Here is a 15,164-nt window from a genome sequence, read left to right as displayed (position 1 = left end):
CTGCCAGGCGTTATATTACGCAGCGGCTCAGGCCTGCATCTCAAGAGACGCGGAGCGCATACTGCGCCGCCAAGCGTGTAAGGTGCGCTCGACCTGTCCGACGGACAGGGTGGGACGCGCCAGCGGCCCATTCATCGGCCCGTCCACTTCGCAACCTGCATAAATGGCACGCAGTTCATAGCGAAGGCGGCGCGGCAACTGGCGCAGGATCATCGGGCCCAGATACAAGGATTCCGACATGCAGCCATTTGCGATGATCACTTCGTGATGGTCGCAGGAAAAGTGCAGCCAGCGAACGGATTTCCTGCCACGCAGATATCGAATGCCCGGCAGCGACGTCAGCGACTTGGCCGGTACGAACACCGCTTTCTCAAAGGGCCCTGTCAGCTGCCCGCCGCCACCCACCAGAATGCGATGCTGCGGTGAGACGACCAGATCGGCAACGGGCAAGCCGGGGCCGAGGGCACTGGCGCGGATCAGCACCGGATAGCTTGGGTTCTCGACATCTTCGAGCGGCACAGTGCTGTCCCAGATCCAGCGGATGGTCTGAGAGCCGTTGTCAGCCGTCCAGACCCGGTCGCCGGGCCGCAGTCGTTCGACCGGGCGGGCACCGCTGGGTGTGGCGATCATCGTCCCTTCGGCATAGCAGGCCGGAATCGATCCCTCGTTCGACGAAGACTGGGCAAAGTAGGTATTGCCACCATCGTTGGTTTGCAGACTGTCGCTTTGCGTTCCGGCGTTCGTGCTGGACATACCGCTTGCCGGGCCTTCGGATGCAGTGACAGTGTTCCCTTCCCACGAGATGAACTGAATGACCGTGCCGTTGTCATCTACGAGGGCAATTGCGTCATCCGGGTAAAACGTACCCATCGAGTCGCCGCCCGAGTCAAAACCGGGCGTAGACTGATCGACAAGATAGACGTCCTGATCGTCGTAGGTGCCTGTGAAAGAACCCAGCGACACCGTGTTATAGACTGTTCCGTCGCCCTGATAGAAGACCAGCGAATAGCCCGAGACATCGGTGCCCGTGGGCACGGCGATCTCGACGAATTCCTGATCCGAAGTGCCGAAATAGTCGAACTCGGAGATATAGCCTGGCATACCGCGCTCCTTGCGTGGGCGGCACAATCGGGGGTTCTGACTTAAGGAACCGAGAAGAGGCCTTCTGAAACGATGGGCAAAATATTTAGGATTATCCCTTTTTTGAGAATGATCAGTCCTGTGCGAACCCAGATGTGTGCTCTCTGGGGCATGTGCGCTCCGCAAGGCAGTCTAACGTGCCGGGGCGCCATGCTGGCAGACGCTAGCGTATGCGTGCTGGCGATCGCGCGCGCGTCTCACCCCTCAATACGCCACCTTTCTTTTTCCGCCGCACAGGCCTAAGCTGCAATGCAGCACGCACGCTCGGGGAGAACAGCATCGTGACGGACAAACCTGCACCGCTCTTGATCAAACGCTATGCCAGCCGCCGTCTCTACAACACCGAGACAAGCGATTACGTGACGCTTGAGGATATATCCGGGTTCATCCGTGACGGGCGCGAGGTGCATATCGTGGACCTCAAGACCGGCGACGATCTGACCCGGCAATACCTGCTGCAAATCATCGCCGAGCATGAGAGCCGGGGCGAGAACGTGCTGCCGGTGGATGTGCTGAACGATCTTGTGCGCAGTTACATGGGCGGTGGTGCGTCCGTGGTGCCGCAGTTCCTGCAAGCCTCGTTCGAGATGCTGCGCGACGGGCAAAGCAAGGTATTGGAGAATGTCACCGCCATGAACCCGATGACCAAGATGCCAGGTTTCGAGCTGATGCAGGCGCAGCAAGAGGCCTTTATGAAAGCCATGACAGGCGGTCTGACCCCAGGCTGGACTGGTGGCAGCGCAACCGATGCGGAGCCAGCCGAAGAGGCCGAGGATCTGGCCACCATCAAGAAGCAACTGGCCGAGTTGCAGGCGAAACTGTCTAAGATGTCCTGACAGGCGTGCGATGTTCGTCGCGCATGATCCAGTCGAAATAACGCGCCCGTAACCCGGTTGCGACAGGCCCTGCCGCACCGTTGGAAAAGTGCCGCTCATCCACCTGTGCCACGGGGATAACGCCGCCGCCGGAGGAGGATAGGAACACCTCGTCCGCCTCCCAGAATTCTTCGAGCGGCAGGGCGCGCGTTTCGGTTGCCAGCCCCGCCTCGGCGCACATCTCCAGCACAGTTCTGCGCGTGATCCCGTGCAGCACGCCATGATCGGACGTCACCACCCGATCCCCGAAGACGGCAAAGATGTTGAACCCCGGCCCCTCGGTCACGTTGCCTGCGTGATCAAGCAGCAAGGTGGTTTCGAACCCCCTGTCTTTCGCCTCGAACAGGCCGGATGTGAAATCGCCCCAGTGGTAGTTCTTGACCCTCGGGTTCACGCTGTCCGCCGGGATGCGGCGCACGGATTTGGCGATCCAGACGCTGGTTCCCTTGGTTGCAGCCTCGGGTTTGACGATGTGCACATATGGCACGCACCATGCGTAAAAGTGGTTGTCACAGTCGCGCGGATTGCGGCTGCCGGCCACCGGGTTGCGTCCGCGTGCGGCGACCATGGCCACGTATGCGTCGCTCAATCCGCTGGCAGCCACCATGTCGTGCAAGGCCGCACAGATGGCGGCGTGATCCATGCCGATGTCATAGCGTCCCGCAGTCAGTGACGCGATGAACCGGGTGACGTAGTCGTCAAGGCGAAAGAACGCCCCGTGCCAGACCGGAACCACATCATAGGCGATGTCGCTGTGGGTCAGTCCCCAATCGGTGACCGGGATGGCTGCATCCGCGATGGGAATGATCTGGCCGCCCATCCAGGCGGCCCCTTTGCTCAGATCTGTCATGGGCGGACGCTAGCGCGCGCGGTTGGTCGGGGAAAGGGGGCATCGCCATTGTCTGTCGGACCAATGACATTCCCTCCGGCCGCCCCTCTCCGGTGATTACTTGGTCGGAAAACGCGTGGCGTCAGGCTGCCTGTTGTTCGCTCGCCTTGGCCACAGCTGACAGCAGCACATCGGCCACCGCGTTGAGCGTATGCGTCGGCAGGTGGACGGGCAGGCGCACATCGCAGGCGCGCATCAGCATGTCGCGGGTGCGGGGCAGTTCGGGCAGATCGGGGATGAACTGCCAGTTCCAGAAGGCACGCGCATTGTCCGCACTGGCCCCGAAGACCTGAACTTTGACTCCGTGCGCGCCTGCCGCATCCACAAAGGTTTCGACTTGCGCGTCGCTCATGTCGATCAGGTTGAATTGGATCGAATCCGGCGCGCGCACCTCACCCTTCAGCGGGTCAGGCACATGGATATGCGGGCTTTGGCCCAGCAGGTCGGCGACATGGTCGTGATTGCGCCGCCCGTCCTCGACCCGGCGGGCAAGGTGGGGCAGTTGCGGGCGGATCACAGCCGCCGACAGATTGGACAGGCGCAGGTTGTACAAGGGCAGGCGGTTCTGGTGCGCGGCAAAGGCGTCCTGCAGGACGGGGTGTTTCTTCCAGTTATGCTCATAGGCGCCGGACATGATGATGGCGCGCGCGATCAGGTCGGCATCGTCGGTGATCATGATCCCGCCTTCACCGGCGTTGATCATCTTGTAGGACTGGAAGGAAAAGCAGCCCACCTTGCCGATGGTCCCGATCCTGGTTCCATTCCACGTCGTGCCAAGCGAGTGCGCCGCATCCTCGATCACCGGGATGTCGGCGGCGTCGCACAGCTCCATGATCGCATCCATGTCCGACGTGTGACCGCGCATGTGGCTTACGATCACGGCGCTGACGGTTGGCAGCTTGGCGGCGAAATCATCGATGTCGATGCGGTAATTCTCACGCACTTCGCACAGGACCGGCAGACAATCTGCGTGCATCACAGACGAAGGCACGGCGGCAAAGGTAAAGCCGGGGATCAGCACACGCGCATCGCGCGGAAGGTCCAGTGCCTTGAGCGACAGGAACAGCGCCGCCGAACAGGACGAGACGGCCAGAGCAAATCTGGAACCCATCATCTCGGCAAATTCGGATTCAAGGAGGGAAACGGGTGCATCGGACGCGGCCGTGTAGCGGAAAAGATCGCCCGAGGTCAGGAGACGGTCGATTTCACTGCGCGCAGCCTCTGGGATCGCTTCGGCACTGTGCATGTCGGGAAGGGTCATATTTCAGAATCCTTATGATTTGATTTCGGATTAGTAAAACTATTGATTGAAAAAGAAAACGGTTTTGTGACACCGCAGGCGGGTCACAGCCAATCGGCGGTGATGGCGTGCAAGAAAATCAGATGCCGATGCGGTCGCGCAGCGCATACCAGGTCATGGCCAAGGCCAGCAGCGGCGTGCGCAGGCGTGGCCCACCCGGAAAGGGCTGGGCGGGGATTGCGGCCATGGTGTCAAAGCCACTGGCCTGTCCGCTGATCGCATCCGCCATCAGCTTGCCCGCATGGGTCGCAGTGCCCACGCCATGACCCGAGTAGCCCGAGGCTGACAGGACATTGGGCGCAAGCCGGGAAAGGTAGGGCAGGCGTTTCATGGTGATGGCAAGGGTGCCCCCCCACGCATAGTCGATAGGGATGTCCGCCAGATGGGGAAAGATCTGGACCATCTGTTTGCGCACAACCCCGGCGATGTCGCGCGGAAAGCGGTAGCCGTAGGATTCCCCGCCCCCGAACAGCAGGCGTTTGTCATGGGACAGGCGAAAGTAGTTCACCACAAAGCGGCTGTCAGCCACGGCGATGTCCTCGGCCAGCACCCGCGCCGCATCGTCGCGCAGTGGGGCAGTGGCGGCAACAAAGTTGTTGATGGGCATGACATTGCGCGCAACCTTGTGCTCCAGATCCCCAAGATAGCCGTTGCAGGCGAGGATCAGATGGTCGGCTGTGATTTGCCCATTTTCTGTGCGCACGGTGATCTTTGCGTCGCGTTCGATGTTCAGTGCGGCGCTGCGTTCATGAATGACGGCGCCTGCCTGTTCCGCCGCCCGCGCAAGGCCAAGCGCAAAGCGCAGCGGGTGCAAATGGCCCGCATCCCGGTTCATGATCCCGCCCATATAGGCAGGTGAGGGGCAAAGCGCGTGCAGGGCATCCTTGTCCAGCATGTCCAGTTGATAGCCGTAATGGGTATCCATATGCGCCGCATAGGCGTGCAGGTCTGCAACCTCGCCCTTGCTTTCGCCGACATGGACAAGGCCCGGGCGCAGATAGCAGTCGATGTCGTGATCACGCACGAGCGATTTGACGAGCGCAACAGCTTCTTGCCCCAGTGCCCACAGATCGCGGGCAGCATCCATGCCAAGCATCTCTTCGAGATAGGGTTGTTCGGCCCGCTGGCCCCAGCCAAGCTGCCCGCCATTGCGCCCCGACGCGCCAAAGCCCGCGCGGTGGGCCTCAAGGACAACCACGCTGTGACCAGCCTGCGCGAGATGCAAGGCGGCGGACAGGCCGGTATAGCCTGCCCCTATGATGCAGACATCTGCGCGCGCGCTCCCCTGCAAAGGCGCGCGTTCGGCAGGAAGGTCGGACGTCGCTGCATACCAGCTGTCGGGATAGGTCCCTGCGGCATCATTGGCGTAAAGCAGATCCATGGAACTTCTCTGATTGAAAAAATCCTCCCCGAAGGGCCGGGGCGCCGTCTCAGACGTTCGTCAGCAAATGCTCGCGCTCCCAAGGGGAGATCACCTGCAGGAATTCGTCATATTCCGCGCGTTTCACGATGGAATAGACGCGCGCGAATTCCGGCCCCAGCACGTCATGCAGCGGCGCACAGGCGTCAAACAGAATAAGTGCCTCGCCCAAGACCCGGGGAATATCGCCGTCGCCCTCGTATGCATCGCCCTTGAATTGTGCCGTGGGGCGCTTTTCTTCCATCAGGCCAAGATAGCCGCAGGCCAGTGATGCCGCGATGCCAAGGTATGGATTGCAATCCATGCCCGCGATCCGGTTTTCGACGCGGCGGGCTTGGGGTTCGGACAGGGGCACGCGGATGCCAGTCGTGCGGTTGTCCCGACCCCAGGCCAGATTGATCGGGGCGGCGTGATCCTTGACGTAGCGGCGATAGCTGTTGACGTAAGGGGCCATCACCGCAAGGGCTGCAGGCATGTAATTCTGCATGCCCGCGATAAAGTGGAAAAACGCATCCGTGTCGCCACCCTGAGGGCCGACAAAGACATTCTTGCCGCTTTCCATGTCGATGATCGAATGATGGATGTGCATGGCACTGCCGGGTTCATCTGCGATGGGTTTGGCCATGAAGGTTGCAAAACAGTTGTGACGCAACGCCGCCTCGCGGATCAGCCGTTTGAAATAAAAAACTTCGTCGGCAAGTTTGACCGGGTGCCCGTGGCGCAGATTGATCTCAAGCTGGCCTGCGCCGCCTTCCTGCGTGATCCCGTCAATCTCGAAGCCTTGGGCTTCGGCGAAATCATAGATGTCGTCGATCACGGGGCCGAATTCGTCCACCGCCGTCATCGAATAGGCTTGCCGTGCCGCCGCCGGGCGTCCGGAGCGGCCCGTCATCGGCTTGATTTCCTGCGCGGGGTCCAGATTGCGCGCGATCAGAAAAAACTCCATTTCTGGTGCGACAACCGGTTTCCAGCCCTGATCGTGATAAAGCTGCACGACGCGTTTCAGCACATTGCGGGGGAAAACGGAACTGCAACGCCCTTGCGATCATAGGCGTCGTGGATCACCTGCAAGGTCCAGTCCGCCGTCCACGGTGCGGCGGTTGCAGTGCTCATATCGGGCTTGAGGATCATATCCTTTTCAATGAACCCGTCCTCGTCCGCCGCTTCGCCCCAGTCGCCGGTGATGGTTTGATAAAAGATGCTGTCGGGCAGGTGGAAATAGTCCTGCTTGGCGAATTTGGTCGCAGGCACCGCCTTGCCGCGCGCAATGCCGGGCAGGTCCGAGATGATGCACTCCACCTCGTCCAGCCGTTTGCCTTCCAGATACAGGCGGGCAGAGTCGGGCAGGTCGGTCAACATGGGCTCGCTCATGCGATCCTCTTTTCTTTGAAAAACAGCGCGAACATGTCGGCCAGATCGGCACTGTGTGTTGGGGTGTCTAACGCGTCGATGGCCGCTTGCCGCATGGGTTCGGGCACCACGCCGGGCGCACGCACATCGAGCAGTCCCTTGAGGTAGGTCCGGTCGATTTCGGGATGGGGCTGGATCGTGAAGACACGGTCGCCGTAGAGCAGGGCGGCATTTTCGCAAAACGCGGTCGATGACACGACCTGCGCGTCCTTTGGGCGCTTTACCACCTGGTCCTGATGCCACGCATTCAAGGTCACATCTGCGCCGTTCACGGCATAAGCCTGTGCCCCGACCGACCATCCGCCCGCAAACTTTTCGACCTTGCCACCAAGCGCCTGCGCGATGATCTGGTGGCCAAAGCAGACCCCGATCATCGGCCGTCCGGCGGCATAGATGTCGCGGACCAGCGTTTCGAGCGGCGCGATCCATGGCAAGTCTTCGTAGGCACCGAATTTCGAGCCGGTGATCAGCCATCCGTCGGCTGCGTCCACAGATGTGGGAAAGACGTTGTCCACCACTGGGTATGCGTCGAATGTCAGGCCCCGACCGTCAAGAAACCGCGCAAAGATTTCCGGGTAGTCGCCATTTTCCGCAACCAGATCATCGGCCACATGACCGGTTTGCAATATGCCGATTTTCATGGATCACCCAAGGTTTACGGGCCAAAGATAAAGCAGCCCCTAGACCGTGTCGAGGTAGATTTCTGTCTGCTCTTCGACGCTCAACTCTGCCATGTACTGCGCTTCCTGCCGCTTGGTCATGACCATGTTGCGGATCAGTTCAGGGTCAAAGATGCGGGCCGTTTCGGGGTTGGTTTCAAAGGCGTCAATCGCCCCCTCCCATGTCATCGGCACTAACGGCAGGTCCTGCGAATAGGCGTTGCCGGTGATGGGCGCGGGCGGGTCAGTTGCGTCTTCGATGCCGTTCATTGCCGCCCCCAACACGGCAGCGATGGACAGGTATGGGTTCACATCCCCGCCCGCCAGACGGTGTTCGATACGTCGCGCCGCCGGTGGGCCGGACGGAATGCGAATGGCGGCAGTGCGGTTTTCATACGCCCACGCGATGCCTGTGGGCGCATGTGCACCGGGCACGAACCGGGCGTAGGAATTGGCATGTGGTGCAAAGATCAGGGTCGATCCGGGCATGCCGTTGAGGCACCCGTTGACCGCATGGCGCAGCATGTCACTGCCCGTGGCGGAGCCATCGTCGAAGACGTTTTTGCCTTCCGCGTCCAGCACCGAATAGTGCATGTGCAGCCCGTTGCCCGCATAATCCTCGTAAGGCTTGGCCATGAACGAGGCGGCAAAACCGTGTTTGCGCGCCATGCCCTTGACCAGCATTTTGAACAGCCACGCATCATCCGCCGCCTTCAACGCATCGCCCTGATGCATCAGGTTGATCTCGAACTGGCCAAGGCCCGCCTCGGAAATCGAGGTGTCGGCGGGGATGTCCATTGCCTCGCAGGCGTCGTAAAGCTCGGAAAAGAACTCGTCGAATTGGTCCAGTGCGCGCAACGACAGGATCTCGCCCGCGACCCGGCGCTTGCCCGAGCGGGGCGACATTGGCACGCGCAGCCGCTTGCCCGCATCATCGATCAGAAAGAATTCAAGTTCCACGGCAACAACGGGCGTCAACCCCTTGTCTTTGTATCGTTTTTGAACGGCGGCAAGAGCGTGGCGGGGATCGCCCATATAGGGACGTCCATCCTCATGATACATCCAGATGGGCAACAACCCGGATGGGTTTTCCAGCCATGGCATGGGCATGAACCCGCGCTCGGTCGGGGTCAGCACGCCGTCGCGATCTCCGGATTCGAGCACGAGCGGGCTGCCCTCGATATCCTCACCCCAGATGTCGAGGTTGAGCACGGACATGGGAAAGCGCGTGCCGTCCGTTGCCACCTTATCGGCAAAGCGCACCGGCATCCGCTTGCCACGCGCCACACCGTTTAAATCCGAGGCCGCCACCCGGATTGTCCGGATGTGGGGATTTTCGATCAGCCACTCATGCATGGGTCTTGTTCTTTTCTTTTGTGAGCCGCCCGCGCCCCGTGCTGCCGGGTCCGACCGACCTAGCGGATCAGATTGGGGCGCACGCGCAGTTTCTGGCGTGTATTGGCAGGGAGATGACGATTGAGACGCGCATTGACCAGACTGAAGCCAGCAATAATCATCAGCGTCAGCAAGATGAAATACATCGCGAGAATGGGATAGGGGATGAACGGGTTGAATGTCTTGTCCGCGAAATAACTGGCATAATAAAGCGCATCGCCCCGCTGCTGCCATGCCGGAAAGCCCGAGAAATAGACAAGCGTAGTGGCGTGAAACAGAAAGATCGCCTCGTTCGTGTAGGCGGGCCATGCCAGTCGCAACATGGTCGGGAACACGACGCGACGAAACCGCGACCAGCCCGACAACCCATAGGCATCTGCCGCCTCGACTTCGCCTTTGGGAATGGACTGCAATGCTCCATAGAAAATCTGCGCCGAATAGGCGGCTGTGTTGAGAAACAAAACGATCAGCGCACCCAGCCACGCAGCCGTGAACGGATCAAAGACCGGGTGCACGCTCTTGAGGCTGAGAAAGAGGAAGTAGGCAAAGAAGAACTGGATGAACAACGGCGAACCGCGAAACAGGAAGATGAACCATTCCGCCGGTTTGCGAAGCCACGGATTGGGCTGGCTTTTGGCCACCGCGATGGCGACTGCGAGGAAAAAGCCTGTGCACAGCGCCATGACCCCGAAATACACGTTCCAGAACATGCCCGACCCGATCAGCGTGAACTGTTCGCACAAGGTAAAGTCCGAGCGGGGCAGCAACCGCTCACCAATGCCGATGGCGCGCAGGCCGTAATCCTGGATGGTTTGCAGGCAACTCACGCGGGCGCCCCCTTGCGCTGTGCCTCACCGCCGCTGGTGGCCTGACCGCGGGTGAGGCGCCCCATGATGCGGCCCAGGATCTTTTCCGACCCCCAGGTCATGAACAGGTAAAACACCAGCAAAGCGAGGAAGTACCACATCCGCCAGTCACCATGCGGATAGTCGGTAAAGCGGGCGGTTTTGGTCCCGCCCAACTCGCGCGCCCAATAGACGACGTCTTCGATGCCCAGCAGGAACAGCAGCGGCGTGGCCTTGATCAGCACCTGCCACAGATTGCTCAGCCCCGGCAGCGCATAGACCCACATCTGCGGCACCAGCACCCGCCAGAACGTCTGGCGCGGGCTCATCCCGTAGGCCTCGGCGGTTTCAAGCTGCGCCTTGGGCACGGCGCGCATAGCACCAAAGATCACGTTGGCAGCGAACGCCCCAAAGACGAGGGCAAAGGTGATGACGGCAAGGCCGAAGGCATATGTCTGGTGCACGACCTGCGGGGCCGTGCCCAGTGGCAACTTGGCCTCCGGGCAGACCAGAAAATCATTGCCCTGCCGGATCGGATCGGTCCAGTCCGGGCACAGCACCTGATGGCGCATCCATTCAAACCCCTGATCAAGCGCGATGACGAAAAACAGGAAAAAGGCGATGTCTGGCACACCGCGCACGATTGCGATGTACCCTTTGCCGAACCAAGACAACGGCGGAATGGAAGAGCGCGCCGCCATCGCCCCGCCAAATCCGAAGGCAAGGGCGACGGGGGCCGTGACGGCCAGAATGCCGAGCACCTTGAGAAAGCTGTAATAGAAGGAAAAATGCACGCCGGTCGTCAGGTAACAGGTCAGCCAGCTCAGCGTGGCGAGCGTGTCAGGGTCGGTGCAGTAAGAGAACATGTAAGGGTGGCTCCGGCGCAGTTCCGCAGAGACTAGCGAAATGTCGTCGCCGTACCAGCCAAAACGCACAACGCGCCCCCTCCCATGTGCCGGGTGGGGGCGCGGTGCCGGTTTTTCGGTTCAGCCCTTGCGGCGCAGCAACGCGAACACGCCCAGTCCCGCCAGCAGAAGGGGAAGACCTGCAGGAAGCGGGACGGGGTTTACCGGCGGGGCGACAACGCTACGGCTGTTCAATGCCGCAACATCCCACACCGTCGAGAAGATCGAAGCGCGTCTCAAAAATAAGCCATCCGTCACCTCGGCCCCATCGGCAAATCCAAGGTCGGAGAGGTCGAACTCCAGAACACCGATTTCAAAGCCGCTCGTGTTCCCCGGCTCATTTGCTCGAATGAACCCTCTGAAGGTCCCGCTTGCCAGATTTGGAAAAGTGGCGCCTGAGGACAACTGAATGACGTTGTTGTTTGTGTTCTGGAAGATGACCAGATCAGCCCCCGCTCCGTTGATCAGGACGTTGTCGGTGAAGGAGATTTCCACGATCGAGTTGTTCAGATTGGTCGCAGTAGACAGATCTCCGTCCGCGCCGGATGCCGGGCTGGCCGCCGGGGTTCCTCCGCCAGCTGTGGACGCGATTGTAGCGTTGTCGGCCCAAGCGTTGGCGTCAAAGGTGAGTGTCTCAGGATTATTGTTGAATGAATTCGGAAATGTCGTGAACGACACTGTCGTGGCGCTCGCAGCGCCAGCCATTACACCACTCGCGACAAAAGCCGCAGTCAGGAACTTGAACATTCGGGAACTCCAAAATTTTTAATTACTTCCCCCAAACGAGTGAGCGTTTCGATCATTGTCAAAACAAAAAGGAACTGTTTTTCGGAATGGAAACGGGGTTTTGCTACCTTTCCGTGTGGTCGCGCGCGCGCGGCTATTTTTCACGGCCGTTCATTCCCTGCGACACCGTGCGGTTTTGCAAAACGAAAAACGCCTGCATCGCCCCATTTTCCCGCTTTCGGCGGTGAACAGGGCCACGCAGGCGCTGGTGATTCTGTGGCCTTAGCAGGCCTTTGATCGGCTTAGTATTGGGCTGTGTCCTCACCAAACCACTTGACCAGCAGCGCGTTCAGCGTGCCGTCAGCTTTCATGTCCGTGATCACGGCATCGAACTTTTCCTTCAGCTCGGTGTCGCTTTCGCGCAGGCCCATGCCGATGCCGCCGCCAAGGGGTACTTCGTCGCCGACAAACATCAACTCACCACCCGACGCTTCGACCAGTGGCACGAGGTAGTCGCGGTCGGCAAAGACAGCGTCGGCTTCGCCGTTGCGCACCGCGGCGACAGTCTCTTCTGGCGTTGCGAACTCAACCAGTGTCGCACCGGATTCCGCGATGTAACCGGCCTGAATCGTGGCTGTTTGTGCGGCCACAACGCCGCCTGCCAGATCGACGCCTTCTGCTGCGGCAACATAGGCCGATGCAGTGGGCGGGAAGTAGTTCTGGGTGAAGTCGATGACCTCATCCCGCTCGTCCGTGATGCTCATGCCAGCCATGATCGTGTCGTAGTTGGAGGACACGAGGTTGGGGATGATGCTGTCCCAGTCGTTCTTGACCCACTCGCAGGTCAGTTCGGCGCGCGCGCACAATTCGTCGCCGAGCTCGCGCTCGAACCCGTCGACTTCACCTGCGTCATTGATGAAGTTGTAGGGAGGGTAGGCGCCCTCGGTGCCCATACGCACGACCGAATGGCCGTCGGCAAGGGCGAACGTGGCGGTCATGGCGACCGCAACAGTGCTGAGAAGAATGGATTTCATGAGTGATTACTCCCGTTTTTCGGTTTTTTGTTTACGCAGCGTGGGTTGCCGATAGGAACCCGCGCAGACGTTCGGATTTGGGCGCGCCAAAGAGGTCTTTCGGCGGCCCTTGTTCTTCGATCAGGCCCTGATGCAGGAACACGACGTGGTCGGACACATCGGCGGCCAGTTTCATGTCGTGGGTGACGATGAGCATGGTGCGCCCTTCGCTTGCCAGATCCTTGATCACGCGCACAACTTCCTGTTCCAGTTCAGGATCAAGCGCGCTGGTGGGTTCGTCAAAGAGCAGCGCTTCGGGTTCCATGCACAGGGCGCGCGCGATGGCGGCGCGTTGCTGTTGTCCACCGGACAGTTGGGCGGGGAATGCATCGCATTTGTCGCCGATGCCGACTTTGTCCAAATATTTGCGCGCCGCCTTTTCGACCTCGGCCGGATCGCGGCGCAGGACGGTCACGGGGGCCTCCATCACGTTTTGCAGGATGGTCATGTGCGCCCACAGATTGAACTGCTGAAACACCATCGACAGGTTCGTGCGGATACGCAGCACCTGTTTGGGATCAGACGGGCGGCGGCCATGGTCCTTGCCCTTCCAGGTCACCGGTTCGCCCTTGAACAGCATTTCGCCCTGCTGGCTGTCCTCAAGCAGATTGCAGCAGCGCAAAAGCGTTGACTTGCCCGAGCCGGACGAGCCGATCAGGGACACCACGTCACCCCGTTGGGCCGCGATATCGACACCTTTCAGAACCTCCAGCGCGCCGTAGGCCTTGTGAAGATTGCGGATTTCGATAACGGGTTGATCAGACAAAGGTGTGCTCTGGTTGGACAATCAGGCGGTATAAGGGCGCAAAACCGGGGTCATGTCCACGGGCAAATGACACGAAACACGCAGCACTTGCCCAAATTGACGTCAGGTGAGGCGAAATTGATCAGGGCATCCGTGGAATGGGAATGGCGCGATACGTCGATTGCGGGATCTGCACTAACCCGTTGAGCATCAGGATCTCGCGATCCTCGGCGGGCAACGTGTCGATGGCGCGGGTCACGGCGCGCGCGATCTTTTTCGCATCCTGCGTGGCACTTGTGATCAGGGGCAGGCCCGGGGTCGGATCGGTGCGCGTGAAGGCCTCAAGCCCGGCAAAGACCTGCGGTTCGGCGCGGTCCCACATCTGGTAGGTGATCGCGTCAATCGCTGCGTAATCGGCATGCCCCGCCAACACGGCGCGGGCAGATTCCAGATGCGATCCGGTCTGCATTGTCTCACCGGGGCGCAGGCCAAGGTGGCCAAGATGCGCAACCGGCGCGGCCCAGCCCGACTGAGACAACGGTTCGTTGAAGGCGATGGTGCCCGCGCGGGCCAGTTCGCGGATGCTGCGCCTGTCGCCGCTGCGACGAACGATGTAACTGTAGTAATAGCCTTGCGGGCAGTCGCGCAGCCCGTAATCGGGCGTCCCGACAAGGCGCACCTGCGGATAAAGGCGGGCGCGGTAGGGCAGACCGCAGGTCTGGGCAAGCAACAGATCATCCGACTGCCAGATCGGCCAGGGCTCAGCGCTGCGCGTCAGGTGGTCGGGGCCATGCCCGAGCTCACCCCGGATGGCCGACCAAAACCTGTCATAGGCTGCTGCTGCGTGTGGCATGTCGTACATGCCCAGAAATGCAATCACCGTGACACGCGTTGCCTTGCACGTGCGCTGTCGGGGTCCGAAACGCCCAAAAGGTTGGTCACAAGGCGCAACAAGGCATCTTCTTCCTGAGCGCGTTGCCCGTCCGCCAGCACGACCTTCCACAAGGCCTCGATCACGGCCAGACGATCCTCGTAGGCCACAGCGTCCTTGATGGCGCGGGTAAAACGCACGGTGTCGGGGGCTTCGGCCTCCATCGCCTCGGCCTCGGCGCGCAAGGCGGAGGCATCGGCAGGCGACAGCGCATATCGATCCTGCGCGATTTGCTCGATCAGTCGTTTCTCATCACCTGAGTAGTCGTTGTCAGAACGGGCCACACGCACCAGTAGGGCGGTGAGGGCAAGACGTGCATCACCGTCCGCGATGGGATCGGGATGTGGTTGGATCAGGCGGTTGAGGAGGTCCTGGAACATTATGTGCATATATGCGCGTGCATCACATTAGCCAAGCGCGCGCGATTTTATGTTTGCGCTGTCTTCGGGGGTGATGCCGATGGCAGCCTCGATCTGGTGCAGCGTGGCCTCTTCGATTTCGGCGTGATCACCATCCGCCAGCAGCACCTGCCACATCGACAGGGCAAGGGTGAAGCGATCGTCGTAAGGCACGGTTTCGCGCAGGATTTCACCGAACTCGGGCGTGCCCGGCGCGTCGCGTTCCAGTGCCTCGCAAGTGGCACGCAGTTTCGCCGCGTCGATGGGGCCAAGGGAGAATGTGCGCGACAGGATGCGGTCGATGGCCCCCACTTCAGCGGCGCGGTAGTCGCGATCGGCCATGGCGATCCGCACCAATAGCGCGCCAAGGGCAAGCTGCGGGGTTGGTTCCGGAAGCGTTGGCTTTTCCACTGGGCCGCTTGGGAAACAGGCGTTCGAACATGGGCAAGGCCC

The 15,164-nt window shown here is 60.6% G+C and carries 15 protein-coding genes and 1 pseudogene; 1 reads left to right on the top strand and 15 read right to left on the bottom strand.

Annotated features, from left to right (window positions below; translation table 11 throughout):
- Nucleotides 1-27 precede the first annotated feature (27 nt).
- The gene (locus ACERZ8_RS19435) at nt 28-1,101 is read right to left on the bottom strand and encodes a Hint domain-containing protein (protein WP_407593815.1); all 1,074 of its coding nucleotides are present in this window, start codon (nt 1,099-1,101) and stop codon (nt 28-30) included.
- 320 nt (nt 1,102-1,421) lie between these two features.
- Between ACERZ8_RS19435 and phaR the strand changes: the two genes are divergently transcribed.
- Nucleotides 1,422-1,976 carry a polyhydroxyalkanoate synthesis repressor PhaR gene (gene phaR / locus ACERZ8_RS19430; protein ID WP_407593814.1) on the top strand — a complete coding sequence of 185 codons (555 nt, stop codon included), beginning with the start codon at nt 1,422-1,424 and terminating at the stop codon, nt 1,974-1,976.
- Here the strand turns inward: phaR and ACERZ8_RS19425 are convergent.
- From ACERZ8_RS19425 to ACERZ8_RS19360, 14 genes and pseudogenes are all read right to left on the bottom strand, one after another.
- The gene (locus ACERZ8_RS19425; RefSeq protein WP_407593813.1) at nt 1,963-2,865 is read right to left on the bottom strand and encodes an aminotransferase class IV; all 903 of its coding nucleotides are present in this window, start codon (nt 2,863-2,865) and stop codon (nt 1,963-1,965) included. The genes phaR and ACERZ8_RS19425 overlap by 14 nt on opposite strands.
- Nucleotides 2,866-2,986: 121 nt before the next feature.
- Nucleotides 2,987-4,165 carry a DegT/DnrJ/EryC1/StrS family aminotransferase gene (locus ACERZ8_RS19420; protein WP_407593812.1) on the bottom strand — a complete coding sequence of 393 codons (1,179 nt, stop codon included), beginning with the start codon at nt 4,163-4,165 and terminating at the stop codon, nt 2,987-2,989.
- A 118-nt stretch (nt 4,166-4,283) separates the two neighbouring features.
- Nucleotides 4,284-5,585: an NAD(P)/FAD-dependent oxidoreductase gene (locus tag ACERZ8_RS19415; RefSeq protein WP_407593811.1), complete on the bottom strand. Its 1,302-nt coding sequence runs from the start codon at nt 5,583-5,585 to the stop codon at nt 4,284-4,286.
- Nucleotides 5,586-5,634: 49 nt separating this feature from the next.
- Nucleotides 5,635-6,983, bottom strand: a pseudogene (locus ACERZ8_RS19410) (glutamine synthetase family protein).
- 8 nt (nt 6,984-6,991) lie between these two features.
- Nucleotides 6,992-7,675, bottom strand: coding sequence for a type 1 glutamine amidotransferase (locus tag ACERZ8_RS19405; RefSeq protein WP_407593810.1), 684 nt, complete (start codon nt 7,673-7,675; stop codon nt 6,992-6,994).
- 39 nt (nt 7,676-7,714) lie between these two features.
- Nucleotides 7,715-9,049, bottom strand: coding sequence for a glutamine synthetase family protein (locus ACERZ8_RS19400; RefSeq protein WP_407593809.1), 1,335 nt, complete (start codon nt 9,047-9,049; stop codon nt 7,715-7,717).
- A 59-nt stretch (nt 9,050-9,108) separates the two neighbouring features.
- A complete protein-coding gene (locus tag ACERZ8_RS19395) occupies nt 9,109-9,915 on the bottom strand; it encodes an ABC transporter permease (RefSeq protein ID WP_407593808.1) in 807 nt (268 codons plus the stop codon).
- Entirely contained in the window at nt 9,912-10,799 is an 888-nt protein-coding gene (locus ACERZ8_RS19390; protein ID WP_407594321.1) for an ABC transporter permease, read from the bottom strand. Before ACERZ8_RS19390 ends, ACERZ8_RS19395 begins: the two co-directional genes overlap by 4 nt.
- A 120-nt stretch (nt 10,800-10,919) precedes the next feature.
- Nucleotides 10,920-11,585, bottom strand: coding sequence for a VPLPA-CTERM sorting domain-containing protein (locus tag ACERZ8_RS19385; RefSeq protein ID WP_407593807.1), 666 nt, complete (start codon nt 11,583-11,585; stop codon nt 10,920-10,922).
- Nucleotides 11,586-11,866: 281 nt separating this feature from the next.
- On the bottom strand, nt 11,867-12,598 hold the full coding sequence (locus ACERZ8_RS19380; RefSeq protein ID WP_407593806.1) for a transporter substrate-binding domain-containing protein: 732 nt from the start codon (nt 12,596-12,598) through the stop codon (nt 11,867-11,869).
- 31 nt (nt 12,599-12,629) lie between these two features.
- Nucleotides 12,630-13,403 carry an ABC transporter ATP-binding protein gene (locus tag ACERZ8_RS19375; protein ID WP_407594320.1) on the bottom strand — a complete coding sequence of 258 codons (774 nt, stop codon included), beginning with the start codon at nt 13,401-13,403 and terminating at the stop codon, nt 12,630-12,632.
- A 121-nt stretch (nt 13,404-13,524) separates the two neighbouring features.
- A complete protein-coding gene (locus ACERZ8_RS19370; RefSeq protein ID WP_407593805.1) occupies nt 13,525-14,262 on the bottom strand; it encodes a phosphate/phosphite/phosphonate ABC transporter substrate-binding protein in 738 nt (245 codons plus the stop codon).
- A complete protein-coding gene (locus tag ACERZ8_RS19365; RefSeq protein ID WP_407593804.1) occupies nt 14,259-14,693 on the bottom strand; it encodes a tellurite resistance TerB family protein in 435 nt (144 codons plus the stop codon). The genes ACERZ8_RS19370 and ACERZ8_RS19365 overlap by 4 nt, the downstream gene beginning before the upstream one ends.
- 27 nt (nt 14,694-14,720) lie before the next feature.
- Nucleotides 14,721-15,122 (bottom strand): tellurite resistance TerB family protein, encoded by a 402-nt coding sequence (locus tag ACERZ8_RS19360; RefSeq protein ID WP_407593803.1) that lies wholly within the window; start codon nt 15,120-15,122, stop codon nt 14,721-14,723.
- Nucleotides 15,123-15,164 lie beyond the last annotated feature (42 nt).

The organism is Tateyamaria armeniaca, from assembly GCF_045797845.1.
Classification (GTDB): domain Bacteria; phylum Pseudomonadota; class Alphaproteobacteria; order Rhodobacterales; family Rhodobacteraceae; genus Tateyamaria; species Tateyamaria armeniaca.
The sequence above is the reverse complement of the archived record's forward strand: the minus strand, read 5'-3'. Positions and strand labels throughout refer to the sequence as shown.